Genomic DNA, 10,914 nt, shown 5'->3' with positions numbered 1-10,914 from the left:
AAAACCTACCTGTCTAAATAAGTAATATGCACTTCAATCCGCCATTAGAGCCAGCGACTCTTATTAAACGCTATAAACGCTTTCTCACTGACATCCAACTTCCTGACGGCAGCGAACGCACTATTCACTGCGCTAACACTGGAGCAATGACAGGATGTGCGACTCCTGGCAATACGGTGTGGTACTCAACCTCCGATAATGCAAAAAGAAAGTACCCAAACAGCTGGGAGATCTCAGAAACAGACAAAGGTCATCGTATTTGTGTAAATACTGCGCGGGCAAACCAGCTAGCGGTGGAAGCAATTGAAAATGGGACTATAGTTGAACTCTTAGGTTATAACGCGTTACGAACCGAAGTGAAATATGGCAGCGAGAATAGTCGCATTGATATTCTGCTTGAAGATAACGAAAAGCCGCCTTGCTATATCGAAGTGAAAAGCGTCACTTTGCTCGACGAGCTAGAAACGTCAACTAAAGGGCAAGGTTTTTTCCCTGATGCGGTCACAACCAGAGGCCAAAAACATCTGCGTGAACTCACAGAAATGGTCGAATCTGGAAATAGAGCCGTACTTTTATTCACTGTTTTACATTCAGGTATTGAAAAAGTGTCTGCGGCACACCATATAGACGCCAAATATTCGTTATTACTAAAACAAGCACAAGACGCTGGAGTTGAAGTGCTTTGCTATAAAGCAGAGCTCAGCAGTACTCAAATACAACTAAAACAAGCTGTTGAATTTATCAATAGCTAAGCAAAGATGCTGAACTAATCACATTGATTGCAAGTTTGAATAAGAGTATTTGCCACCATTCGTTCTTTCTGCTATAGATACCCGCCTTAAAATTAGCTGCTTTGCAGTTGACTAGGTGTAAATAGGAGATGCTGTATGCCAGAATCTAAGAAAAAAGCGCTAGGCATCCTAGCCATCGCAGGTGTTGAACCGTACCAAGAGAAGCCAGGTGAAGAGTACATGTCACTTGAGCAAACGGAACATTTTACAAAAATTTTAGCAGCTTGGCGCAACCAGCTCAGGGAAGAAGTTGATCGTACTGTGCACCACATGCAGGACGAAGCAGCGAATTTCCCAGACCCAGTTGACCGTGCTTCTCAAGAAGAAGAATTCAGCTTAGAGTTACGTAACCGTGACCGTGAACGTCGTCTTATCAAAAAAATTGAGAAGACATTAGACAAGATCGAAGAAGACGATTTCGGCTTCTGTGATTCTTGCGGTATCGAGATTGGCATTCGTCGCCTTGAAGCTCGTCCAACTGCTGATCTTTGTATTGACTGTAAAACACTTGCAGAGATCAAAGAAAAACAGATGCAAGGTTAATTCTTGCAGATGTAAAGAAAGGGAGCCTTGGCTCCCTTTTTTGTTTGTTATCCAAGCGAAGTATTTCACACGCTTGATAGTAAATAGCAGCTTTAAGCCTTAGTTCTAGGCATTAAAGCTCTTGTCAAACGTCTTAAGAATCGGCTACTGCGGTACCATTTAGATTAGGTTGTTCACTCATGAATTATATCGGGCGCTTTGCACCATCACCGTCAGGTCCTCTTCATTTTGGCTCACTTGTTGCTGCTCTTGGTAGCTACTTTCAAGCGAAATCTAACCAAGGAAAATGGTTAGTTCGTATGGAAGACCTCGACCCACCAAGAGAAATGGCCGGTGCTGCAGACCTCATTCTTAAGACGCTTGAGGCTTACCATCTATTTTGGGATGGTGAAGTCGTCTATCAAAGCCAACGTCATGACTTGTATCAAGCTCAAATCGATCAATGGGTTGCTGACAATCAAGCCTACTACTGCCAATGCACCCGCAAGCAGATAAAGGCTTTGGGCGGCTTTTACAATGGTCACTGTCGAGATGTAGACCTAATCGATTCAGGTGAACAGGCGGTGCGCTTGTGCATGGACTTTCCAGTGGAGTCCTTTGATGATGTTCGCCACGGCACCATTCAAATCCCTAAAGCACTAGCTGAAGAAGATTTTATTATTAAACGCAGAGATGGATTGTTTGCCTATAACTTGGCCGTTGTTCTTGATGACATCGACCAAGGAGTAACAGAAGTCGTAAGAGGCGCAGACCTGATAGAACCAACAGGTCGACAAATCAGTTTGTATAAGACGCTCAAGCAAAAAACAGTGAGCTACTTGCACTTACCATTGGCAACCGATGGCTTGGGGAATAAACTGTCAAAACAGAACCATGCCACCGCGATAGATCTAGACAACCCAAAACCAACGTTACTCAACGCGATGCGATTCTTAGGTTTTGATATCCCGACGGCCCTTTATGAGGCTTCAATGGATGAGATTTTATTGTGGGGCTGCCAACAATGGAACGTCAGTCAGTTACCTGATAGTTTACAAAAAGAGCACTGTAATTAGCTCGAAACTCACGGCAAATAGCAAAAACGACACATAAAAATGCCATAACCAACCACTGTGGTTAAGCAGACGATGTTCTCAAATGGCTCGCGCTAAGCTATTATTAGCCGCAATTAAACTCTGCACTACCACTTTGGACTAAGAGAAAAACAAAGTTGGCGATACCTACTTTGTTCTAAACTAATGAATACAAACGACAATACCCCAAGCGAACAACGCGGATTCCACGAATTAGCTCTGAATATTTATACTCGTCAAGAGCACAATATTTCACGCAAGCAGATCAGCGACAACGCACTAAAAGTGCTATATCGCCTGAATGGTGCGGGTTTTGACGCATTTCTAGTCGGTGGTGGTGTGCGCGATATCTTATTAGGCTCTCAGCCAAAAGATTTTGATATTGCGACCAACGCAACGCCAGAGCAAATCAAACACCTCTTCAGAAACTGTCGTCTTATCGGTCGCCGTTTCCGCTTGGCACATATCATGTTTGGTCGCGACATCATTGAAGTGGCAACTTTCCGTGGTCACCACCAAGAACCATCGAAGAACGTTTCTGCACAATCGAAAGAAGGCATGCTACTTCGCGATAACGTGTACGGCAGTGTTGATGAAGATGCAGAGCGTCGTGATTTCACAATCAACGCGATGTACTACAACATTGCAGACTACAGCATCCACGATTACGCGGGTGGTGTAGAAGATTTAGAAGATAAACTGATCCGCCTGATTGGCGATCCAGAAACGCGTTACCGCGAAGACCCAGTACGTATGCTACGTGCAATGCGCTTCGCCGCTAAACTGGATTTCGACATCGAAGAAGACACGGCTGACCCGATTGAAGAGTTAGCTCACCTTCTAAGAGATATCCCAGCAGCGCGCCTTTACGAAGAGTCTCTGAAATTACTGCAATCAGGTCACGGTTTAGAAACATACCACTTGATGCGCGAGTACAATCTATTCCAACAGATGTTCCCAACGGTAGCGGAGCACTTCACCGAAGATTACGACTCACACACAGAGCAGATGCTTGATTTGGTTCTCGATTCAACCGACCTTCGCATCGAAGATGGTAAGCGAGTAAACCCAGCATTCATGTTCGCAGCTATGCTTTGGTACCCAATGAACAAGCTGGCAGACAAACTTGTCGCTGAACAGGGTATGGCACACTACGATGCGATCATGGAAGCGAGTAACATCATTCTAGATCAGCAAGTAAAGTCTATTGCGATTCCTCGTCGTCACACAGCAACCATTCGCGAAGTTTGGCAACTGCAACTTCGACTGCCTCGTCGCAACGGTAAACGCGCTGTTCGTCTAATGGAATTAAACAAATTCCGTGCAGGCTACGATTTCCTAGAAATGCGTGGTGAGATTGAAGGTGGCGAAACCAAAGAGTTAGCAAAATGGTGGGAGCGTTATCAGACTGCAGGTCGTAACATGCGTCAAGCAATGGCTAACGACGTTGCAGCACCATCAAAGTCAGGCCATCGTCGCCGTAAGACTTACCGAAACAAAAAGAGTAAGCAATCAGAATGATAACTGCTTACATTGCGGTCGGCAGCAACCTTGCCGACCCAGTTAGCCAAGCAAATTTGGCTATCGAAACGCTAAAAAGCCTACCGCGATCAACGTTTATTGCGACCTCTCAGCTATATAGTAGCACTCCAATGGGACCGCAAAATCAACCAGACTACATCAACGCGGTAGTCGCTATCCAAACCGAATTAACGCCAATTGAACTGCTTGATTGCACTCAAAAGATCGAACTAGAGCAAGGGCGTGTCCGTAAAGACGAACGTTGGGGACCAAGAACCTTGGATCTCGACATTGTGCTATACGGCAATGAGGTGATCGATTCAGAGCGCTTAATCGTTCCTCATTATGGAATGAAAGAACGAGAGTTTGTACTCTACCCGCTTGCTGAAATCGCACCAAGTTTACAACTCCCTGATGGGACTGAGCTGACAGAACTACTGAAAATAGTAGATAAGAACGGGCTCAATGTTTGGCAACAATAGCCAAGCGCATTAAGGAAAACCAATGAAAAAAGTAACCATTAACGACCTGATCAAATGCAAACGTGAAGGCCGTAAATTCGCGACTTCGACAGCTTATGATGCGAGCTTTGCTCAATTATTCGAAAGCCAAGAAATGCCAGTTCTGCTTGTCGGTGATTCACTGGGTATGGTTTTACAAGGCCATAACGATACATTACCAGTAACTGTTGAAGACATTGCTTACCATACTCGCTCAGTGCGTGCTGGTAGCCCGAACTGTCTTCTTATGGCTGACATGCCTTTCATGAGCTACGCAACGCCAGAACAAGCTTGTGAGAGCGCAGCTACCTTGATGCGTGCTGGCGCGAACATGGTAAAAATCGAAGGCGGAAGCTGGTTGGTTGATACTGTGAAAATGCTAACAGAACGCGCAGTACCAGTATGTGCGCACTTAGGCTTAACGCCTCAATCTGTGAACATCTTTGGTGGTTACAAGATTCAAGGTCGTGACGACGAGCAAGCCGACAAAATGGTTGCTGACGCGTTAGCACTGCAAAACGCAGGCGCTCAAATCGTTCTACTTGAATGTGTGCCAGCTTCATTGGCAAAACGAATTACAGAAGCTTGTGACGTACCGGTTATCGGTATCGGCGCAGGTAATGTTACCGATGGTCAGATCTTGGTTATGCATGACATGTTCGGTATTTCTGCGAACTACATGCCGAAGTTCTCTAAGAACTTCCTAGCAGAAACAGGTGATATGCGTAAGGCAGTAGCTCTATACAAAGAAGAAGTAGAGAGCGCGCGCTTCCCTGATGAAGCTCATACAATCGCTTAGGAGTAAGTATGCAAACTTTTGCTGAAATAGCGGCTCTTCGTGAGCAGATTAAACAGTTTAAGCGTGATGGACGTACGGTTGCTTTTGTACCGACAATGGGAAACCTGCATGAAGGCCACCTGACTCTGGTAAAGAAAGCTCGTGAACTGGCCGACATCGTTGTGGTAAGCATCTTTGTAAACCCAATGCAGTTTGACCGTGCAGACGACCTAAACAACTACCCTCGAACGTTAGAAGCAGATTTAAGCAAACTAACAGGTGAAGGGGTTGAGCTAGTATTTACACCAACGCCAGAGGTGATGTACCCAGATGGATTAGACAAGCAGACGTTTGTTGAGGTCCCTGGCATATCTCACATGCTTGAAGGTGCCTCTCGTCCAGGTCACTTCCGTGGTGTATCAACCATTGTCACTAAACTGTTTAATATCGTTCAGCCAGACTTTGCATGCTTCGGCGAGAAAGACTTTCAGCAACTTGCTGTTATTCGCCAGATGACCACTGATTTAGCATTAGACATTGAAGTTGTCGGCGTTGCGACCGTTCGTGAAATGGATGGTTTGGCAATGAGCTCTCGCAATAGCAACCTAACGATTGACGAGCGCCAACGAGCGCCCGTTTTAGCGCGTACTATGCGCTGGATCAGCAGCGCTATTCGTGGTGGTCGCGATGATTACGCATCAGTGATTGAAGATGCTACTGACCAGCTACGCGCTGCAGATCTTCAACCTGACGAAATCTTCATTTGTGATGCTAAAACTCTGCAAGCGATCACTTCAGAATCAACTCAAGCAGTGATTCTAATGTCGGCTTTCCTAGGTAAGACGCGTCTTATCGATAACCAAGTTCTCGATTTGGTAACGGAAACCAAAGAAGAAGTGAAAGAAGAAACGACTGAATAGTCGGCTTCTGCTCTTAACGCAAAACAAAAAAAGGTCGATGTTATATCGACCTTTTTCTTTACCTGTTACTTAGATGAACCAAAGGTTAGCTACGTAAGCCAATACCCTTTGTCACTAGGTAGTGTGCAATGCCATACAACAGCACGATAAACACACCTAGTACGCCAAACGACGTCACGATCCCCACATCAGACACACCCAAGAAGCCATATCTGAACGCGTTAACCATGTACACGATAGGGTTCAACTTCGATACACCTTGCCAGAATTCAGGCAATAGACTGATCGAGTAGAACACACCACCAAGGTACGTCAGCGGCGTTAAGATAAAGGTTGGGATAATAGAGATATCATCAAACGTGCGTGCGAATACCGCGTTAATCAAGCCACCCAAAGCGAATACTACCGACGTTAAAAATACCGTCGCAATGATCACGCCCCAATGGTCAACTTGTAAGTCGACAAAGAACAACGACACGAAGGTTACTATGGTACCCACTAACAAGCCACGAACCACACCACCCATTACGAAGCCGGCGATAATCACGTAGTTAGGAACAGGCGCTACAAGCAGCTCTTCAATGTTCTTCTGGAACTTGGCACTAAAGAACGATGAAGCAACGTTGGAATATGAGTTGGTGATCACCGACATCATGATCAGACCGGGAACAATGTATTCCATGTAGCTAAAGCCGTTCATTTCACCAATACGCGCACCAATCAGGTTACCGAAGATGATGAAGTAAAGCGTCATGGTAATCGCTGGCGGCACCAGAGTCTGCACCCAGATACGAGTAAAGCGATTGATCTCTTTGGTCAACAAACTGCAGAAAGCGGTCCAATATAGGCTGTACATATTATTTACTCCCCTCACGGACGATACTCACAAATAGCTCTTCTAGACGGTTTGCTTTGTTACGCATAGAGAGGACTTTAACCTGTTGCTCGCTCAATTGAGCAAAGATGGTATTCAAACCTAGGTTCTTGTCGATTTCGATTTCTAGCGAGCCATTGACCATCACTTGGCTATTCACGCCTTCAAGCTTAGGTTCAGTCGTGCCCTCTTCCAGATCCAGAATAAAGGTCTCAGCACTCAATTTGCCCAACAGCGCTTTCATTGTTGTGTTCTCAATCAGCTCACCGCGATTGATGATACCAATGTTGCGACACAGCATTTCTGCTTCTTCTAGGTAGTGCGTGGTCAAGATAATGGTAATGCCCTGCTTCTCATTGATCTCTTTTAGGAATTCCCACATTGAACGACGTAGTTCAATATCAACGCCTGCTGTCGGTTCATCAAGGATCAACAAATGAGGTTCATGCATCAATGCACGCGCGATCATCAAACGACGCTTCATACCACCAGACAAGTTACGCGCGCGTTCGCCACGCTTTTCCCACAGATCGAGTTGAGATAGGTACTTTTTCGCTCGCTCTTTCGCTAATGCTTTTGGCACGCCGTAATAACCCGCTTGTTGCAGCACGATCTGTTCAACGGTTTCAAACGGGTTAAAGTTAAACTCTTGAGGCACAAGGCCTAAGTTCTGCTTCGCCAATTCCAGATCGGTATCAATGTCGTAGCCGAACACTTTAACCTTGCCTGACGTTTTATTTACCAGTGAAGAGATAACACCAATGGTGGTTGATTTACCCGCACCATTGGGACCAAGTAGTGCGTAAAAGTCGCCTTTTTCTACTTGTAAACTAACGCCCTTAAGAGCCTCGAAGCCCCCAGCATAAGTTTTTCTTAATTGCTCAATTTCTAATGCATACATAGAGATAGACTGCCATTTGCTATAGATAAGATGTAGACGACCGAGCTTGAGGAAGAGAGTAATGCTTAAAACGAGCTAGCAGAAAACTAACCCAAACTTGTTAACTCGGCCATTTTGCAAACAAGTTTATCGTTGATTGACGATTAATACAAATATCGTGTGAGAGTTTCTTTCGAAAACAAATAAGCGTCTTGGCTAGGTGAAGACTAAATCAACGTTCAATAAATATAAAAATGCCGCTAAGTGATTCACTTAACGGCATTAATGATCAGTCTTGAAGTGAGCGTCTATGGCTTATTCATATCAGGTCATTCATATCAGCTTATTACTGAAAAATTAAACTGACTCAAATTGATGCTCATCTCTGTCGACATAGCTTGTTGCTGCCGTCAGGGCTTCATATCTGAATCGATAAGTGTTGGATTCAGGTACTAGGTCAATCACGTGGAACTTCTCTAGTTGTTGACGAGTATTCTCATTAGGACACAGCAGATACACCTCACACTGCGCATCCAATGCATCTTTAATCGCATTCTCTAGCGCTAGGCCAACAGTGACATCAATCATAGGTACATCTGTCAGGTCTAGAATCATCGCTTCATAGTCAGAGATACTTGAGTGCTGACGTGAAATCGCCTTTGAAACGCTGAATATCATCGGCCCTGATAGGTAGAAGAATAGCACCTTACCATTGGCACTATCGAGTAACTGACGTTCGCTATCAGTCAATGGGATATCGTCTTCATCATCACCATCACTGATCGCCTTAACTTGTCTGGCTTGCTCTCGGCTTAATCTTTCAATAATCAGAATATTCGAGATAAACACACCCAGTCCAACGGCAATAATCAAGTCAACAAACACAGTCAATAGCATCACGCCGTACATCACGCCCATGCCGGCATAGCTAACCTTGTGCGCGCGCTGGATAAAGCTCCAATCTAGGATATTGAAACCAACATACATCGCGATACCAGCCAGCACTGCCATAGGAATCGGTTCTGTTAAACCACCTGCAACCAATACCACGAGCGCAAGTACTAAAGCTCGAATAACACCTGAAAGCGGAGAACGCGCTCCCACCTGAATATTGGTTACAGTCCCCATAGTAGCACCCGCGCCAGGTAGTGCACCAAACAGGCCAGAGATCATATTGGCAATGCCTTGACCACGAAGCTCTTTGTCTGAGTCATGCTCTTTACGAGTCAATGAATCTCCGATAACCGCGGTCAAAAGCGTATCAATACAACCTAATGTACCAAGCACCAAGGCATCGATAACCATAGTAGTAAACTGTTCAGCGCTGATCGTAGGGATAACGAGGGAAGGTAAACCAGCTGGGATTTCACCAATACGGCGAATAGAGTCGGTATCAAAAATAATGACGGACAAGAGCGTTACAGCCACTAACGCGACCAGTTGAGCAGGCACATACTTACGATACTTAGCGGGGAAGCCAAAAAGAATACCGAGTGTCAGAGCACCTAGAAATAGCTCACTCACTTTTAAGTTTGCTAGCGTATCAGGTAAAGCAGAGAGCGTGCCCATTACACCACCGGATGGAGCGGCATGCCCTAACAATGGAGACAGCTGCAAGATAATCAGAATAACGCCAATGCCCGACATGAATCCGGAGATCACGCTATATGGCATCAAAGTGACGTATTTTCCTAGCTTTAACGTACCAAGTAATATCTGGAATGCACCGGCCATCATCACGACAGTAAAGGTCATTGCCATACCCGTTTCAGGATATTTAGCAACCATACTCGTCATTACGGCAGTCATGATCACCGTCATCGGGCCGGTAGGTTCAGAAATCAAACTACTCGAACCGCCAAACAATGCTGCAAATAGGCCAACCATAATGGCGCCCCACAAGCCAGCTTCAGCTCCCGCGCCAGAAGCAACACCAAATGCCAATGCTAAAGGTAACGAGATGATGGCTGTAGTTACACCGCCAAACATATCCCCTTTGAGATTGATATCCGTAAAACGACTTCCAAACAAAACACACCTTCCTGATGATGAAATGACAAACCTTATCACTTTAGCAAATGTATCAAGTGTTCAGAAAGTGTTAATTCAATCACATTATTCATGTCTTATAACCGGATTATTGATAGTGGGCTAAGTTTATGATTTTCCGTACTAGAACACGTCAGATGAGTACATTTTGACGCAGTTTTTACGAGATTGAATTTGTAACATTGTGTATAGTTAAGCATCTTAATTGAGGGATGTAAGAAGCAAGATGCCAGAAATAAAACAGCTTTTTGAGAACAATTCCAAATGGTCTGAAGAAATTCGCTCTGAAAGACCTGAGTATTTTACAACGCTTGAAGAGGGTCAAAGCCCTGGTTTTCTATGGATAGGTTGTTCAGATAGCCGAGTTCCAGCCGAGCGCCTGACTGGCTTATATTCTGGAGAACTGTTTGTTCACCGAAACGTGGCCAACCAAGTGGTTCATACAGACCTAAACTGTCTATCTGTTGTTCAGTACGCAGTAGATGTGCTTAAAGTGAAACACATTATTGTCTGTGGTCACTACGGTTGTGGCGGTGTTAACGCGGCGATTGATAACCCGAAACTTGGTCTTATCAACAACTGGTTACTGCACATCCGTGACAATTACCTAAAATACCGCAAGCAAATCGAGGGGCTTCCTCGTGAACAATGGGGTGACAAGTTATGCGAAATTAACGTCGCAGAACAGGTTTATAACCTAGGTAACTCAACCATTATGCAAAATGCGTGGGAGCGTGGCCAAGACGTTGAAATCCATGGTGTGGTTTATGGTATTGGCGATGGCAAGCTACAGGACCTTGGCGTACGTTGCTCAAGTAACGATACTTTAGAGAACAGTCACTTAGATGCATTAAACAAGATCTTAACGACGCCTCTTCTTAGTCAACAAAGCTAACCCATTCCGTCATATATACAAAAAGCCCGCATCAATGAACTGACCCCCAATAGTTGGACACCAATTATTGGGGGTCTTTTTATGTCCAAA

At 44.9% G+C, this 10,914-nt stretch carries 11 protein-coding genes; 8 read left to right on the top strand and 3 right to left on the bottom strand.

Translation table 11 applies throughout. From position 1 onward, the window contains the following. Nucleotides 1–26 precede the first annotated feature (26 nt). From sfsA to panC, 7 genes are all read left to right on the top strand, one after another. A complete protein-coding gene (gene sfsA, locus AB6E78_RS12990) occupies nt 27–752 on the top strand; it encodes a DNA/RNA nuclease SfsA (RefSeq protein WP_048612328.1) in 726 nt (241 codons plus the stop codon). Between the two features lie 135 nt (nt 753–887). Further along, entirely contained in the window at nt 888–1,334 is a 447-nt protein-coding gene (gene dksA, locus AB6E78_RS12985; RefSeq protein WP_017059430.1) for an RNA polymerase-binding protein DksA, read from the top strand. A 179-nt stretch (nt 1,335–1,513) separates the two neighbouring features. Continuing rightward, entirely contained in the window at nt 1,514–2,389 is an 876-nt protein-coding gene (gene gluQRS / locus AB6E78_RS12980) for a tRNA glutamyl-Q(34) synthetase GluQRS (RefSeq protein WP_136973777.1), read from the top strand. Nucleotides 2,390–2,572: 183 nt separating this feature from the next. Further along, complete coding sequence (gene pcnB, locus AB6E78_RS12975) at nt 2,573–3,928, top strand: polynucleotide adenylyltransferase PcnB (protein WP_017063249.1); 1,356 nt, start codon at nt 2,573–2,575, stop codon at nt 3,926–3,928. After that, entirely contained in the window at nt 3,925–4,410 is a 486-nt protein-coding gene (gene folK, locus AB6E78_RS12970) for a 2-amino-4-hydroxy-6-hydroxymethyldihydropteridine diphosphokinase (RefSeq protein WP_004735459.1), read from the top strand. The genes pcnB and folK overlap by 4 nt, the downstream gene beginning before the upstream one ends. Nucleotides 4,411–4,432: 22 nt before the next feature. Next, nucleotides 4,433–5,227 (top strand): 3-methyl-2-oxobutanoate hydroxymethyltransferase, encoded by a 795-nt coding sequence (panB, locus tag AB6E78_RS12965; protein WP_017059433.1) that lies wholly within the window; start codon nt 4,433–4,435, stop codon nt 5,225–5,227. An 8-nt stretch (nt 5,228–5,235) separates the two neighbouring features. Further along, nucleotides 5,236–6,126 (top strand): pantoate--beta-alanine ligase, encoded by an 891-nt coding sequence (gene panC / locus AB6E78_RS12960; RefSeq protein ID WP_017059434.1) that lies wholly within the window; start codon nt 5,236–5,238, stop codon nt 6,124–6,126. Between the two features lie 85 nt (nt 6,127–6,211). Here the strand turns inward: panC and AB6E78_RS12955 are convergent, their stop codons facing one another. The 3 genes from AB6E78_RS12955 to AB6E78_RS12945 form a co-directional block, all read right to left on the bottom strand. Then, complete coding sequence (locus tag AB6E78_RS12955; protein WP_010435987.1) at nt 6,212–6,982, bottom strand: ABC transporter permease; 771 nt, start codon at nt 6,980–6,982, stop codon at nt 6,212–6,214. 1 nt (nt 6,983) lies between these two features. Next, entirely contained in the window at nt 6,984–7,901 is a 918-nt protein-coding gene (locus tag AB6E78_RS12950) for an ABC transporter ATP-binding protein (RefSeq protein WP_017059435.1), read from the bottom strand. Nucleotides 7,902–8,237: 336 nt separating this feature from the next. Next, nucleotides 8,238–9,869, bottom strand: a complete 1,632-nt coding sequence (locus AB6E78_RS12945; protein WP_017063247.1) for a SulP family inorganic anion transporter — start codon at nt 9,867–9,869, stop codon at nt 8,238–8,240. 286 nt (nt 9,870–10,155) lie between these two features. Between AB6E78_RS12945 and can the strand changes: the two genes are divergently transcribed. Beyond that, complete coding sequence (gene can, locus AB6E78_RS12940; RefSeq protein WP_017063246.1) at nt 10,156–10,824, top strand: carbonate dehydratase; 669 nt, start codon at nt 10,156–10,158, stop codon at nt 10,822–10,824. Nucleotides 10,825–10,914: the final 90 nt, after the last annotated feature.

The organism is Vibrio sp. 10N.247.310.98 (assembly GCF_041467395.1).
GTDB lineage: Bacteria > Pseudomonadota > Gammaproteobacteria > Enterobacterales > Vibrionaceae > Vibrio > Vibrio crassostreae_C.
This window is presented reverse-complemented; position numbering and strand designations above follow the sequence as displayed.

Coding starts and splice junctions, on each gene's coding strand:
- can (WP_017063246.1), top strand. CDS start 10,156: ATGCCAGAAATAAAACAGCTTTTTGAGAACAATTCCAAATGGTCTGAA.
- folK (WP_004735459.1), top strand. CDS start 3,925: ATGATAACTGCTTACATTGCGGTCGGCAGCAACCTTGCCGACCCAGTT.
- AB6E78_RS12945 (WP_017063247.1), bottom strand. CDS start 9,869: ATGTTTGGCGGTGTAACTACAGCCATCATCTCGTTACCTTTAGCATTG.
- sfsA (WP_048612328.1), top strand. CDS start 27: ATGCACTTCAATCCGCCATTAGAGCCAGCGACTCTTATTAAACGCTAT.
- AB6E78_RS12955 (WP_010435987.1), bottom strand. CDS start 6,982: ATGTACAGCCTATATTGGACCGCTTTCTGCAGTTTGTTGACCAAAGAG.
- AB6E78_RS12950 (WP_017059435.1), bottom strand. CDS start 7,901: ATGTATGCATTAGAAATTGAGCAATTAAGAAAAACTTATGCTGGGGGC.
- pcnB (WP_017063249.1), top strand. CDS start 2,573: ATGAATACAAACGACAATACCCCAAGCGAACAACGCGGATTCCACGAA.
- dksA (WP_017059430.1), top strand. CDS start 888: ATGCCAGAATCTAAGAAAAAAGCGCTAGGCATCCTAGCCATCGCAGGT.
- panB (WP_017059433.1), top strand. CDS start 4,433: ATGAAAAAAGTAACCATTAACGACCTGATCAAATGCAAACGTGAAGGC.
- gluQRS (WP_136973777.1), top strand. CDS start 1,514: ATGAATTATATCGGGCGCTTTGCACCATCACCGTCAGGTCCTCTTCAT.
- panC (WP_017059434.1), top strand. CDS start 5,236: ATGCAAACTTTTGCTGAAATAGCGGCTCTTCGTGAGCAGATTAAACAG.